This is a genomic window from Rhizobium sp. A22-96 (genome assembly GCF_053521805.1).
Genome location: NZ_JBNWDQ010000002.1, coordinates 129558 through 142601, shown reverse-complemented (window position 1 = coordinate 142601; position 13044 = coordinate 129558). Strand labels below are relative to the sequence as shown.

The 13044-nt window shown below is 60.4% G+C and carries 12 protein-coding genes; 5 read left to right on the top strand and 7 right to left on the bottom strand.

Annotation, left to right across the window (positions count from 1 at the left end):
- The first annotated feature begins 40 nt into the window (after nt 1-40).
- Entirely contained in the window at nt 41-2500 is a 2460-nt protein-coding gene (locus tag ACQZ6F_RS07135; RefSeq protein ID WP_449092295.1) for an OmpA family protein, read from the top strand.
- Nucleotides 2501-2548: 48 nt separating this feature from the next.
- Here ACQZ6F_RS07135 and mobB read toward each other — a convergent pair whose 3' ends face one another.
- The 3 genes from mobB to ACQZ6F_RS07120 are packed head-to-tail and all read right to left on the bottom strand — an operon-like array spanning nt 2549 to nt 4648.
- Complete coding sequence (gene mobB / locus ACQZ6F_RS07130) at nt 2549-3079, bottom strand: molybdopterin-guanine dinucleotide biosynthesis protein B (protein ID WP_449092296.1); 531 nt, start codon at nt 3077-3079, stop codon at nt 2549-2551.
- Nucleotides 3076-3726: a molybdenum cofactor guanylyltransferase MobA gene (gene mobA, locus ACQZ6F_RS07125; protein ID WP_449092297.1), complete on the bottom strand. Its 651-nt coding sequence runs from the start codon at nt 3724-3726 to the stop codon at nt 3076-3078. The genes mobB and mobA overlap by 4 nt, the downstream gene beginning before the upstream one ends.
- A 10-nt stretch (nt 3727-3736) precedes the next feature.
- Nucleotides 3737-4648: a DMT family transporter gene (locus tag ACQZ6F_RS07120; protein ID WP_449092298.1), complete on the bottom strand. Its 912-nt coding sequence runs from the start codon at nt 4646-4648 to the stop codon at nt 3737-3739.
- A gap of 332 nt (nt 4649-4980) precedes the next feature.
- Here ACQZ6F_RS07120 and ACQZ6F_RS07115 point away from each other — a divergent pair, with 332 nt between their 5' ends.
- Complete coding sequence (locus ACQZ6F_RS07115) at nt 4981-7530, top strand: methyl-accepting chemotaxis protein (protein ID WP_077468784.1); 2550 nt, start codon at nt 4981-4983, stop codon at nt 7528-7530.
- A gap of 123 nt (nt 7531-7653) precedes the next feature.
- Here ACQZ6F_RS07115 and ACQZ6F_RS07110 read toward each other — a convergent pair whose 3' ends face one another.
- On the bottom strand, nt 7654-8361 hold the full coding sequence (locus ACQZ6F_RS07110) for a helix-turn-helix transcriptional regulator (protein WP_449092299.1): 708 nt from the start codon (nt 8359-8361) through the stop codon (nt 7654-7656).
- A gap of 101 nt (nt 8362-8462) precedes the next feature.
- Between ACQZ6F_RS07110 and ACQZ6F_RS07105 the strand changes: the two genes are divergently transcribed.
- Nucleotides 8463-8861 carry a VOC family protein gene (locus ACQZ6F_RS07105; RefSeq protein WP_449092300.1) on the top strand — a complete coding sequence of 133 codons (399 nt, stop codon included), beginning with the start codon at nt 8463-8465 and terminating at the stop codon, nt 8859-8861.
- Between the two features lie 127 nt (nt 8862-8988).
- Here the strand turns inward: ACQZ6F_RS07105 and ACQZ6F_RS07100 are convergent, their stop codons facing one another.
- Complete coding sequence (locus tag ACQZ6F_RS07100; RefSeq protein WP_449092301.1) at nt 8989-9741, bottom strand: MBL fold metallo-hydrolase; 753 nt, start codon at nt 9739-9741, stop codon at nt 8989-8991.
- A gap of 19 nt (nt 9742-9760) precedes the next feature.
- Entirely contained in the window at nt 9761-10810 is a 1050-nt protein-coding gene (moaA, locus tag ACQZ6F_RS07095; RefSeq protein ID WP_449092302.1) for a GTP 3',8-cyclase MoaA, read from the bottom strand.
- 134 nt (nt 10811-10944) lie between these two features.
- On the opposite strand from moaA, the gene ACQZ6F_RS07090 reads away from it, so the two are divergent.
- Both ACQZ6F_RS07090 and ACQZ6F_RS07085 read left to right on the top strand, forming a co-directional pair.
- Nucleotides 10945-11319 (top strand): gamma-butyrobetaine hydroxylase family protein, encoded by a 375-nt coding sequence (locus ACQZ6F_RS07090; RefSeq protein WP_068388023.1) that lies wholly within the window; start codon nt 10945-10947, stop codon nt 11317-11319.
- A 34-nt stretch (nt 11320-11353) separates the two neighbouring features.
- Nucleotides 11354-12553 carry a low temperature requirement protein A gene (locus ACQZ6F_RS07085; protein WP_449092303.1) on the top strand — a complete coding sequence of 400 codons (1200 nt, stop codon included), beginning with the start codon at nt 11354-11356 and terminating at the stop codon, nt 12551-12553.
- On the opposite strand, the gene ACQZ6F_RS07080 is transcribed toward ACQZ6F_RS07085, so the two are convergent.
- On the bottom strand, nt 12547-13032 hold the full coding sequence (locus ACQZ6F_RS07080; RefSeq protein ID WP_068387442.1) for a MarR family winged helix-turn-helix transcriptional regulator: 486 nt from the start codon (nt 13030-13032) through the stop codon (nt 12547-12549). The two genes, ACQZ6F_RS07085 and ACQZ6F_RS07080, sit on opposite strands and share 7 nt — an antisense overlap.
- Between the last annotated feature and the right edge of the window lie 12 nt (nt 13033-13044).

Sequence of the window (13044 nt, the reverse complement as noted above, 5' to 3'; positions counted from 1 at the left end):
TCGCAATTCGGCAGACAAAGATCATAAGAGGAGACCCCATATGGGTAAGCGATCCAGACTATTTGCCAGCGCCGCATTTCCGCTGCTTTCATTTTCGCTCGTATTCGAGCCGGCGGCTGCTGCGGCACTGCGCGAGCAGCCCATCGCGCCGCTGAACAACGGAATCACCGGAGCGACGGCTGCCACCGCAAGTTTCGAAGTGGCCCAGCAGGAAGCTCCGGCGGCCCAACCGGAAGAAGAGCAACTCAAGCACAAGAAGCCTGGCGAGGGCGAGCAGGGCCAGAAGCCCGAAGGTCAGAAGCCCGAAGAGCCGAAGCATCAGATGAAGCAGGCCGAGCCTGAAGGCGAGCAGCAGCAGAAGCCGCCAAAGGAACAGCCGGAAGCTCAGCCTCCGAAGGCGCAGCGAGAGCAGCCTGCCCAGGAGCAGCCGAAGCCGCAAGCCAAGGAGCCGGCTGCCGAAGCGCCCGCGCCTAAGAAGCAACAGCAGCCGGCGGAAGAACAGCAGCCGAAGGCCCAGCCCGAAGCAAAGCCGCAGCCAAAGGCGACGGCTCCCGAGGCAGAGCCCGAAGCACCGCAGCCGAAGCAGAAGGGCAAGCAGCCCGAGGCAAAGCAGCCCGCCGAGGCGCCGCAGCCGAAGGTAGAGCAGCAGCCTGCCGCTGAGGCGCAACCGGAAGCAAAGCCTGAGCCAAAGGCCAAGCCGGCACCGAAGGCTCAGCAGCCCGCGCCCGCTCAGAAGGAAGCCCCTGCTACCGCCGAACCGCAAACTCAGCAGGAACCGGCAAAGCAGGCTCAGCCTGAACAGAATGCTCATCCGAAGAAGCAGGGCCAGCCCGAGACGCCGGCGCAGCAGCCGGCCGAACAGCCGCAGACGCCTGCCGGCCAGCCATCGAAGGGCCAAAAGGCCCAGCCGGAAACGCAGGCTCAGCCGGAAACCCAGCCGGGTACCCCGGCAACGCCCGGCACGGAGCAGGGGCAGAAGCCGGGCGACAAGACGCATGGCAAGCAGCCGCAGAATCAGCAGCAGGGCGAACAGCCTTCAGCCAATCCGCAGCAGCCGGCCACAAAGGGCGAGCCGCAGGGTCAGCCGGCTCAACCTGAAAATCAGGCAACGCCGCAACCCGGCAAGCAGCAGCCAACCAACGGCGCCGAGACCGCCGCTCCGGGTACGGTAACACCGGCACCGGCAAATGGTACCGGCCAGCACGCAGGCGAGATTCAGGTGCCGCCGGCCGAGCAGGTTTCGCCACAGGAACTGGAACGGCGCAAGAAGATCGCCGAGAATCCGGGTTCTGCCAGCGGCCCGGTCATCCTTCCCGTCGAAAACGGCAGCGCCGTTCTGGACAGCCAGAAGGATGCGGTTCGTCGCGGAGAGCATCTGAACGGCGGACAGAATCCGGCCGCTCCTGGTGCCCAGGGTGACCATGGGAAGGCAGGTCAGGGCCAGAATGGCCAGGCGCAGAACAACCCGGCTCAGCAACCGCCGCCCGCCTATACGAAGCCGCCGACCTCCGACGCGGACGCGCAGCGCGTACCAGCCGGTGGCCAGCCGCAACCGCCCGTCAAAATTGAGGCGGTAACGAGCGAGCAGGGCCGCCGGATCGATCGTCGGCCGGATTTCGTGCCACCGCAGGGAAACACGATCCAGACCATCATCAATCAGGACAATCGTACCGTCATCAACGTCGACAACACCTATGTCGTGCGCCACGATGACAGTGATCGCTTCGTTCGCGATGGTGAGCGTCCGAGCTACGAGCAACTGCCGCGGGATCGCTATCGCGAAACGATCGATCGGCCCGACGGCGATCGCATTGTCACCATTCGCAACCGCTATGGCGACATCATCCAGCGCTCGCGCATCGATGCCCGTGGCCGCGAATATGTGCTCTTCTACTCTCCGGAACTGGAAGATCAGCCGGATCATGACGACTATTTCCGCGATCCGGGCGACCGCCTGCCGCCGATGCGCCTGCTCATTCCTCTGAGCCAGTACATCATCGACACGGCATCCAACCGTAACACTGATTATTACGACTTCCTGCGCGAGCCGCCCGTCGAACCGGTCGAGCGGATCTACTCGGTCAACGAAGTCCGTTACTCGGCTCGTATCCGTGACAAGATCCGTCGTATCGACCTTGATACGATCACCTTTGCGACGGGCAGCGCCGATATTCCGATGTCGCAGGCCAGCACTTTGCGTGGTGTTGCCGACGGCATATCGAAAATCGTCAAGCGTGATCCGACCGAAACCTTCCTCATCGAAGGTCACACGGATGCCGTGGGCTCAGCCCAGAGCAACCTGATCCTGTCGGACCAGCGTGCGGAATCGGTCGCCAATGTCCTTAGCGATGTCTATGGTATCCCGGCTGAAAACCTGGTCACCCAGGGCTATGGCGAGCAATATCTGAAGGTGAATACGACTGGTCCGTCGCAGGAAAACCGCCGTGTCACCATCCGGCGCATCACGCCGCTGGTGCGCCCGGTTGCCTCCAACCGGTAAGCATTCGCCGACACAGGAATGGAGGCCGCCGGGAAGCCGGCGGCCTTTTTATTTTGCCGGCTTATGAAGACCGACAGTAGCCGCAATGAAATCCGCGATCGCCAGCGTGTCGTTGAGATCGAAGACGGGAAGCGAGCCGGCATCTTCCACGGCGTGATCGGCAGCGATGGCAACGATATGCTGGTCTTGCGGGGCAAGTGGCTCGCGTTTGGCGGCTTCTAGTCGCCGCGCCTCGACCTTGGGGATCGGTTCCCGCTTGTAGCCCTCGATCAGCACGAGGTCGCAGGGGGCGAGGCGCGCCAGTATTTCCTCAAAACTAGGCTCCGGCGCACCGCGCAATTCGTGCATGATGGCGTAACGTGTGCCCGAGACGATGGTGACCTCGTGTGCTCCGGCTTCGCGATGACGGAAGCTGTCGGCACCGACCTTGTCGATGTCGAAATCATGGTGTGCGTGCTTGATCGTGGAGATCCGGTAGCCGCGCCGGGTAAATTCGGTGACCAGGCGGACAGCAAGACCGGTCTTGCCGGAGTTCTTCCAGCCAGCAATACCGAAGATTTTCGGGCGGGATTTTGTCATGCCTTGGTTTCCAGCGCTGCCAGCCATTTTTCCGCGTCGGCCAGATCATCAGGCGTATTGACGTTGAAAAACGGATCAAGAGGACCGATTGACGTTTCAATCGCGGTAAAATTCACTCGGCGGACCTCGTAGCGGGCGAGAAAATCGCTGACCCGCCGTTTCCTGTCGGTCACGATCCAGCTTTCAAGATCGGTGGCGGCCGATACGGGCCAAAGACTGAAAACGGGGTGATCGCGGCCGAGCGATGTGGCGACTGCAATTTCATCGCGGTCTTGGATGGCATCCGCCAGCCGCTCGATCAGATCGAGCGGGAAGAAAGGGCTGTCTATCGGCACGGTCGCGACGTGCGAGGGCTCCGGATAGTGCAGAACCGTATCCTGCATGGCCGCGAGCACACCTGCGAGAGGACCGAGTTTTCCAGGAATTCTGTCGGGAACCAGCCTCAAGCCCAAAGCGTCAGGCCAATCGGCATCCGCATTGAGTGCGACAGGATGATTCCCTTGCTCAGAGAACCGTCCGGCGACACGTGACAGAAGGCTTGCGCCGCCGAGCGAAGCAAAAGCCTTGTTCGAGCCCATGCGGCTCGATCTGCCCCCGGCGAGCAGGACAACGGGTACAATTTCGGTATTGGCAATGAAGCCGGACATGGCAACGACCTCAAGCGGGAATGCGCGGTTCTGCTTCCTGCGCAACGCGCTCGGCAGCTCGCCGTTTGTTTTCCCGGTAGAATGTATAGATGCCGGAAGCAATGACAATTGCGGCGCCGATGATGGCCCAGCTATCTGGCATCTCGCCGAAGACGATCAAGCCGAGCAGGGAGGACCAGATAAGGCTCAGATAGCGAAACGGCGCGACGAAGGAAATCTCGCCGGTGCGCATGGCGAGGATAACAGCCTGATAGCCGATGAGCACGAGAACGGATGCCAGCAAGATCTGCAGGAGCGACGTCATGCCTACTGGCTGCCAGCCGCCGAGTGGAACGATGCACAGCGCACCAAAGACGGAAATCGAAATCGCGGTGCACACCGTCACCATCAGCGAGGGGACATTCTTGTCGATGCAGCGTGTCGCCAGATCGCGGGCGGCGGTGGCAAACATGCAGGCCGTCACCAGCAGTGCAGCTAGGGTAAAGCCGTCTGGTCCAGGGCGGATGATGATCAGCACGCCGATGAAGCCAACCAAAATCGCCGACCAACGCCGCCAGCCCACAGGTTCCTTCAGAAATATCATTGCCCCGAGTGTCACTGCCAGCGGCACGGCCTGCTGAATGGCGGAAGCATTGGCGATCGGCATCATGCCAAGAGCAGTTATGTACGTGGCGGCCGCTATTGCCTCGCACGCGATGCGCAAGGCGATCATCGGTTGCAGTATGACCTTCCAGGATCGCAGCGCTCCCATCCTGCGCGCCAGCAGATAGACAATGAATGCTGTGAACAGGCCGCGGATGAAGATGATCTGCCCGGCATTCATGGAAGCGACGATCGCTTTCGACAGCGCATCGCTGCAGGAGAAGCCGGCCATGGATGCGGCCATCAAAAGCGCACCCTGCGTGTTCTTGGTCAATTGCATTGATATAGATGAGTCCCCGGATATACAGTTCTGGAGTAGCGCCGTTTCAAGCAAATTGGAATCGCTTGTCATCCGCCGTCGAGCGAATTCGATTGTGCAACGCAGCAGAGTTGTTGCGGGTGAGCATTTTTCGCGTTTTGGTGGTGATATAAAGCACCGGTTGTAGATTTTTGCCTGTCCGGCCGGCTTTTGCTGCCCCGATTAATGCTTATTCAATCTTATTTCTGGAGGGTCGCGGAGGTTTTGCATGAGGCAGAAGCATCTACGGTAGCGCAGCAGGAATGACCGTCCCGCCATCGCCGGATACTTATTAGATCCATTTGGGGCGCCGCATGTTTTTCATTGATCGTCTTTTGCAAAGCCGCCGGATTGTCACCAAGGTTCTCATCTTTGTGGTGCCCTTGGTGGTTCTTATCGCCGGTGTCGGCCTGGTCGGCTATCACACGGCCAATATTTTGAACGGTCACATGACCGTGACGCGCGCGACGATCGAAAACATCAGCGATTTTGAAAATCTGCAGGCTGCCCTTCAGGAATTCACAGCTGGGCCGTCGGAGGAAACGCGCCAGGCGCTCGCAGACAAGATCGATGCGCAGGAGCAGGGCGTACACCGCCTGAGCGGGCTGCTGAGCGATGACCAGCGCGACAAGATCACTACCGTCGCCGAACTCGCCGCCAAGATGCGCACGCAAGAAGCGACGCTATGGTCCATCCGGCAGAAGCAGGACAGCGACGTCGAGACAATCCGCAAGGCTGTGCAGAACATCGAAGCCACGGGCAAGGCCGCCGGCAAGCAGATCGATATCATCCGCAAGGATTTCAGCGACAAGGAAACCTTCGCCAAGGAGCTGCTCTACGACGCAGCGGCCTATAAGGGCCTGTCGGAAAAGATGAGCAATCTGCGCATCCAGGTGCAGATGGCAGCCGACTCGACTGAAGAGATTTCCGATGCGCGGACCTATGCCGACGCTATCTTGAAGCAGGTGACGGTATCGAAGGCTCTGGTCTCCAAGCGCGGCGCGGCGCTCGTCAGCAATGCCTCCGATGCCGCCGACAAGCTCGATGCCGTCCTGAAAAGCTCCGGTACGCCCGACCAGAAGGTCGAGGCGATGGGGCCGATCCTGCAGAGCTTCGTGAAGATCGAAGGCGAGATGACGCTGCAATCGGCCAAGAACAGCGATACTGCCGCCGATCGTTTCGTCAGCCTGGATAAGATCATCGACGGTCAGAAAGAGCTTCTCGACCATGTCGACGAGGCTCTGGGCATCGTTGATCGCCTGACACTGCATGCCTCGCGCATGGAGAATGTTCGTGATGCTGCTTCGCGCGAACCCGTGATGGCTGATCTCAAGGATCTGCAGGTCGCAGCCGCGAAGATCTCCGCGCTCGGGCAAACCAATGCCACCATGCGTGATTTTGCCGCTCATGTGCAGCCGCTGATCGATGGCCTTACCAACGGTTCGGCCGACTTGTTGCAGACGGCAGCCGATTGGAAAACGACGCGCGTCCAGTCCAACGCCCTGCTGGCCGATGCTATGACGTCGCTTCGCAGCTTTGTCGCCCAGGCACAGGAAATCGGCAAGGAAGACAGCGAGCGCTCGGCCAATGTCTCCGTGATCGCGATGATCCTCGGCACGCTGCTCGCCATCGTCGGCGGCCTGATGCTGGTGGAAACCCTGCGCGGACCGCTGAAGCGGGTGTCAGAGGTCATGACGCGGCTTGCGAGCGGCGATCTGGACGTGGCGATCGATGGACGCAATCGCGGCGACGAGATCGGCGACATGGTGCGCTCAGTCAGCGTCTTCCGCGATGCTGCGCTGGAAAACGTTCGGCTGGAACGCGAAGCGGAGAGCGCCCGTGCTCTGTCAGCGGAAGAGGCCTCGCGCCGCGCCGCCGAGCGTGCCCGTATCGAGGCCGAGCAGAAGCAGGCCCTGAATGCGCTGGCCGATGTTCTCTCGAAGCTTGCCGACGGCAATCTGGAAGAAAGCATGCGGGAAGACCTTTCGGCCGACTTCGTTGAAATGGCCTTCACCTACAATCACGCCATCGAGGCGCTGCGCGAGACGCTGACGGATGTTCGCTATACCGCTGAGGAGATCAAGGGCGGCACCGGCAACCTCGCCATGTCGGCTGATGATCTGGCGCGGCGCACGGAGCAACAGGCGGCCGCTCTCGAGGAAAGCTCGCGGGCGCTGCATCGTCTGAGCGACGTTGTCCGCTCGACGGCAGACCGCGCACGGCAGACGGCGACTTCGGTCAACGAGACGCAGGCCTATGCGACCCAGTCCGGCGAAGTGGTTGCCAAGGCTGTCGGTGCCATGAGCGAGATCAATCGCTCGTCCGAAAAGATCGCCACCATTATCGGCGTCATCGACGAGATCGCTTTCCAGACCAATCTTCTTGCATTGAACGCAGGCGTCGAGGCGGCGCGTGCCGGCGAGGCGGGTCGCGGCTTTGCCGTCGTGGCACAGGAAGTGCGCGAGCTGGCGCAGCGCTGTGCCAATGCGGCAAAGGAAATCAAGGGGTTGATCTCGGCAAGCTCCACCCAGGTGCAGAACGGTGTCCGACTGGTAGAGCAGACCGGCGCCGCGCTGGCGGAGATCATCAGCCACGTTACCGGCGTTCAGAGGCTCGTCTCGGACATTTCTTCTGCGACATCGGAACAGTCGACCGGCATCGAGGAAGTGACCCGTGCCGTCGCCGAAGTGGAATTGATTACACAGCGAAACGCAGCAATGGTCGAGGAGAACAACGCCGAGATCCATGGTCTGCGTCAGCGCGTCGATACGCTTTCCGAGAAGATTGATCGGTTCCGCACAGGCGAGGGCGATGTGGGGTACGAAGATTACAATGCCACCGAGGCTCGCTATCGCGCCGCCTAAAGCAAAATATTAGGAAATAAGCATAAATGTTTGAAAGCGCCGGGCCATTGGTCCGGCGCTTTTCATTTCTGGTTGTCATTTAATGGATTGAGCTATGGCGCGGCACGTGCCTTCAGGCTGAGGTCATAGCAATCCCGGGGATTTCCGAACCTGCTCTTCGCGCCAACGCTGCCAGCGGCGACGCAATTCACCCGAGCGCAAGCCGATGGGTTCTTCGAGTATCTCGGCCCCAATGATCCGGTCGGTGCGGAAATGCCGGAAACCCTGTCGCAGTTCACACCAGGCGACCAAGAGGCTGCTCGTCTCGGCATAGCCGAGGATCACAGGCCACACGGTTCGCTCGGTCTCGTCGCTCGCCTCGGAGCTGTAGCGGAGCCGCAGTTTCACACCGTTGCGGATTGCCGATCTGAGCAGCGAGGCATCGACACGCTCTTCCGGCTTGCCGAAAGTCGGTCTTGCGCCGACGGTCGGCTCGAGGATGAAGAGACGCAGGCGCTCGGGGACGACGGCGGCGATCTTCGCGACCACATCGCGCGCCGCATTGGCAAGCGCCTTGTCGGAATGGCCCGCGACCCACTGCGCGCCCAGCACCACCGCCTCCAGTTCGTCGGGCGCCAACATCAGCGGCGGCATGTCGTAGCTGGTGGCGAGCACGTAGCCGAGCCCTGCTTCGCCTTCGATGGGAACCCGCTGGCCGATCAGGTCGGCGACGTCGCGATAAACAGTGCGCTTCGAAACTTCCAGTTCCGCTGCCAGCGCCTTGGCCGTCACAGGCCGGGTTGATCGGCGCAGAATCTGGATGATCTGAAACAGTCGGTCGGCACGGCGCATCGCATACTTACTCCTGCTGACAGTATGGTGGCAGCAGGGCTGTGCGACAAGAAGGTCTTCGAAGCCGCAGAAGGCTTTGCCCTCCATCGAAAGGACCCGCTATGAAGCTCGCCTCCATCCGTCTCATTGCCGCTGATATCAATACCATGGTTGCCTTTTATGAAATGGTGACCGGGTTCCAGGCCAAATGGCTCGCCCCGGTCTTTGCCGAGATCGAGACGTCGGGGGCGACATTGGCGATCGGCGCTGTCGAAACCGTGGCGCTTTGGAAAGAGGGCAGCGCCGAACCTGGCGCCAATCGCACCGCCTTTATCGAATTCCAGGTCGAGGATATCGATGCCGAATACGAACGACTGAAGGACAAGGTTTCGCTTGTTCAGGGGCTGAAGACGATGCCCTGGGGCAACAAGACCTTCCAGTTCCGCGATCCCGAGGGAACCGCGGTTTCGCTGTATATGCCGGCAACGGAAGAGGCTAAGAAGCGCTTTGCGGCTCGCTAGAGCCCTTTCGCTTTTCTTCGAATCGCGAAAGCGCTCTATCTCTTTGTTTTTACGCATTTCCGGACGGAAAACCGCTGTGCACTTTTCCTGGAAATGCTCTAGTGGCGCTTGCCTTGGGCCGGGCAGATCATCGGCTCAAGTGGAGCGTTTCGCCATCGGCGGGGATCAGCAGGCGTGAGGGATCGATACCCGCCGCGTCTGCTGCCTGGCGAAGATCCTGCCGCGTGATCGTCGCGTGGTCGAGCGCTTCCATATGGGTCGCGACGACGATTGCTTGCGGGGCAAGGCGGCTGACCGCGACCGTCTGCTCGGCATCCATGACGATCAGATCGCCGTCCCAGCGCGCGCCGCAGGAATGGGTGATGATGATGTCGGGCGAGACCTGCCCGATCGTGTCGGCGACCGGCGGGTAAAGCACGGTATCGCCGGCCCAATAGACAGTGGGTTCGCCGGCGGCCTCCAGCGTGAAGCCGATGACATGTCCCATTTTCTCGACGACCGGGCCGAGGCCATGGCTGCCTTGCCGCGGCGTGATCGTTATTCCCTGCCAGACCGTGGCCTCGAGCAGAGGCGTGACATCAGTGAATTCGGATTCGCGGATGGAGCCTTCGTCGCCGGGTTGGCAGAGGAGCGGCAGGGTTTTTGATACACGCTCTTTCGCAACCGTATCGAAGTGATCGGTATGCAGATGCGACACGATCACCAGTTCGACTTCCTGGAGAATACCGTCGATGGAGCGAGGCAGTTCCGTCATCGGGTTGGGAGAGCGGCCGGTAAAGGATGGCAAGCTGTGGCGTGGCGCGAAATAGGGATCGATCAGCAGCACATGGCCGGCATAGTTGATCTTCAGCGTCGCATTGCGAATGAGCTCAAGCTGCATCTGATTTTCTCGATGTTGATCAGCCGCCGGTGACGCTCATGTGGCGCGCGACAGCCGGGCGATTGTGAGTGCGATCGATGATGAAGTCGTGGCCTTTCGGCTTGCGGGTGATGGCTTCGTCAATCGCGGCGTAAAGGAGAGCGTCATCTTCGGTCGCGCGCAGAGCCGTGCGCAGGTCAGCCGCGTCGTTCTGTCCGAGACACATGTAAAGCGTGCCGGTGCAGGTGAGGCGTACGCGATTGCAGCTCTCGCAGAAATTATGCGTCATTGGCGTGATGAAGCCGAGCCGGCCGCCGGTTTCAGCTACCGTGACGTAGCGGGCCGGGCCGCCGGTCTTGTAGGGAATATCGCTTAGCGTGAACTGGCGCTCGAGATCGCTGCGCAGCTTGGAGAGCGGCAGATACTGATCCGTGCGGTCCTCTTCGATCTCGCCCATCGGCATCGTTTCGATAACGGTAAGGTCCATGCCTTTGCCGTGAGCAAAGCGCATCAGCTCGGGGATTTCCGTTTCGTTGAAATCCTTGAGGGCGACGGCGTTGAGCTTGATTTTCAGGCCGGCCCTTTGTGCGGCGTCGATGCCTTCCATCACCTTGGCGAAATCACCCCAGCGTGTAATGGCCCGGAATTTGTCGGGGTCGAGCGTATCAAGCGAGACGTTGATACGCCGCACGCCGCAATCATAGAGCTCATCGGCATGGCGGGCGAGCTGCGAACCGTTCGTCGTCAGCGTCAATTCGTCGAGCGCGCCGTCCTGCACGCGCTTGCCGAGTTCGCGGACCAGAAACATGATATTCTTGCGCACCAGAGGTTCGCCACCGGTAAGCCTGATCTTGCGAACGCCCTTGGCGATGAAGGCGGAACAGAGCCGGTTGAGCTCTTCGAGTGTCAACAGATCCTTCTTCGGCAGGAAGGTCATGTGTTCCGCCATGCAATAGGTGCAGCGGAAATCGCAGCGATCGGTGACCGAAACACGCAGGTAGCTGACGGCTCTCCCGAAGGGGTCGATCATGGGGGACGCATCCGCCTGCAGCGCTGATGCGTTGCCTATGGTACCGACTATGCTGTTCACACGAACCTCCGTTGCACTGCTAATGTGTGCATAGGCGATTGTTGCGTCAAGGCAAATGCATTTTGATTGCACTTGCGCGTGAACGAATGGCAGCATAATCCTCGAAACGAGCATTGAACGACATGGAAAAGCCGATGAGCGACGTCTGGCCGACAGAATTGAAGGTATCAAAGGACCGCCGCCATCTGGTGGTGAGCTTTGACGACGGCACGAGTTTCGATTTGCCGGCCGAGATGCTGCGGGTCTTGTCACCCTCCGCCGAAGTCCAGGGACACGGGCCGGGGCAGAAGGTCACCGTGCCGGGCAAGCGCAATGTCGGCATCATGTCGATGACGCCGACAGGCAATTATGCCGTGCGCATCGGCTTCGACGATATGCACGATACCGGCATTTTCACCTGGACCTATCTGCGCGAACTCGGCCAGAAGGGCCATGAACTTTTCGCGGCCTATGAAGCGGAATTGAAGGAAAAGGGTCTCACGCGCGACACGGCCGGAAGGTCTCACTGATATTGGCATCAACGACCTGAGAAGGGGCGCAGGCATGATCCTTGGGGGTAGGGAAAGCTGGCTTCGCGCCAAGGGCAGCAAGAACGAGAGCAAGGTCTCCTTCGTCGAGCTGTTTTTCGATCTGGTATTCGTCTTTTCGATTTCACAGCTTGCCCACACCTTGGCGGAGCACTTCACGCTCTTGGGTGGCCTCGAAGCGATCATGCTGATCTTTGCCGTATGGTGGGTGTGGGTCTTTACCGCCTGGGTGACGAATTGGCTGGACCCGGATCGCATGCCGGTGCGCATCATGCTGTTCGTTCTGATGTTTGCCGGGCTTATTCTATCCGCCGCGATTCCCGAGGCTTTTGGCGAGAAGGCGATTTTCTTTGCCGGTGCCTATGTCTTCATGCAGGTTGGGCGCTCCCTGTTTATGGTCTATGCCCTTAGGGACGTCAGCCCGGCCAATCACCGCAACTTCCTTCGCATCACTAGCTGGCTCGTATTCTCAGGGATCTTCTGGATTGCCGGCGCGCTGATGGAAGGCGAGATGCGGATAGTGCTCTGGCTGGCGGCGCTCGTGATCGAATATGCCGCGCCTGCCCTTGGATTTCGTGTTCCCGGTCTTGGCAAGTCGACCACGGCGGATTGGGATGTATCGGGCGCGCATCTTGCCGAACGCTGCGCTTTGTTCATCATCATTTGCCTTGGCGAAGCCGTCCTGCAGGCAGGCAAGACCTTTGCGGAACAGCCGGTTACGCCCCTAATCATTGCGGTGTTCATCACGACTTTCGTCGGTACCGTTGCGCTGTGGTGGATCTACTTCCAGTTCGGGCACGAGCGGGCGGCTCATCGCATCGAGCATGACGATACGCCCGGCAGCCTGGCGCGGCAGGCCTTCACCTATGCGCATATCCCTATCCTCGCCGGCATCATCCTGAGTGTCGTCGGCGACGAATTTCTGTTTGCGCACCCGCATGACCGGGCCGATATCCATGCCGCTGCCGCCATTCTTGGCGGTCCGGCCGTGTTTTTGATCGGAAACCTCTGGTTCAAGGGCGCAACGACCGGGCGTCCGCCGCTGTCGCATGCGGTCGGTCTTATCGGACTGGCCTTGCTGCTTCTTACCTTGCCGATGGTGGTGGTCTACCAGCTTGGCATTCTCGCGGCGGCAGTGCTCGTCGTCGTGGCGATCTGGGAGTTTGCTTCTCTGACACGGGTTGTCCCGTCGGCGCGTTCGGCCGGGGATCACTGATCGCCGACCGTCTCCAGTGGTTCGCTCTCGTCCTGCATCAGCAGGCTGACGATTCGCTCCATATGCACGGTCATGAGTTCGCATTCCTCGACGGGCGCCTGTGACAGCATGCGATCGATAAGCGCCGTCTGGATGGTCATGGCTTCCTCGGTGACGCGGCGGCCTGCCTCGGTCAAATAGAGGCGAAGAACGCGCTTGTCCTGCTTGTCGCCACGGCGCTCGATCAAGCCGCGGCTCTCCATTTGCGGCAACAGCATGCTCATGTTGGAGCGGCCGACCAGCAGCTTGCGGGCAAGTTCCTGCTGGGAAATGCCTTCGAAACGAAAGAGATTGACGAGAATATCGAGATGCGGCGGCTTGATGTCGAGAGGCGCCAGGGCGCGTCCGAGCGATTGCTGCATCAGCTGGCAGGCGCGCGCCACGGCGATCCAGCTTCGAAAACGCGGATGGTCCCAGGGAAGGGATTGATTTTTGTTCATCGTTGTACTTTA

What these genes read in the sequence shown, in the direction of transcription:
- ACQZ6F_RS07080 (WP_068387442.1), bottom strand. Translation starts at nt 13,032, where the DNA reads ATGAACAAAAATCAATCCCTTCCCTGGGACCATCCGCGTTTTCGAAGC.
- ACQZ6F_RS07120 (WP_449092298.1), bottom strand. Translation starts at nt 4,648, where the DNA reads ATGCAATTGACCAAGAACACGCAGGGTGCGCTTTTGATGGCCGCATCC.
- mobB (WP_449092296.1), bottom strand. Translation starts at nt 3,079, where the DNA reads ATGACAAAATCCCGCCCGAAAATCTTCGGTATTGCTGGCTGGAAGAAC.
- ACQZ6F_RS07135 (WP_449092295.1), top strand. Translation starts at nt 41, where the DNA reads ATGGGTAAGCGATCCAGACTATTTGCCAGCGCCGCATTTCCGCTGCTT.
- ACQZ6F_RS07100 (WP_449092301.1), bottom strand. Translation starts at nt 9,741, where the DNA reads ATGCAGCTTGAGCTCATTCGCAATGCGACGCTGAAGATCAACTATGCC.
- ACQZ6F_RS07115 (WP_077468784.1), top strand. Translation starts at nt 4,981, where the DNA reads ATGTTTTTCATTGATCGTCTTTTGCAAAGCCGCCGGATTGTCACCAAG.
- ACQZ6F_RS07090 (WP_068388023.1), top strand. Translation starts at nt 10,945, where the DNA reads ATGAGCGACGTCTGGCCGACAGAATTGAAGGTATCAAAGGACCGCCGC.
- ACQZ6F_RS07110 (WP_449092299.1), bottom strand. Translation starts at nt 8,361, where the DNA reads ATGCGCCGTGCCGACCGACTGTTTCAGATCATCCAGATTCTGCGCCGA.
- ACQZ6F_RS07085 (WP_449092303.1), top strand. Translation starts at nt 11,354, where the DNA reads ATGATCCTTGGGGGTAGGGAAAGCTGGCTTCGCGCCAAGGGCAGCAAG.
- ACQZ6F_RS07105 (WP_449092300.1), top strand. Translation starts at nt 8,463, where the DNA reads ATGAAGCTCGCCTCCATCCGTCTCATTGCCGCTGATATCAATACCATG.
- mobA (WP_449092297.1), bottom strand. Translation starts at nt 3,726, where the DNA reads ATGTCCGGCTTCATTGCCAATACCGAAATTGTACCCGTTGTCCTGCTC.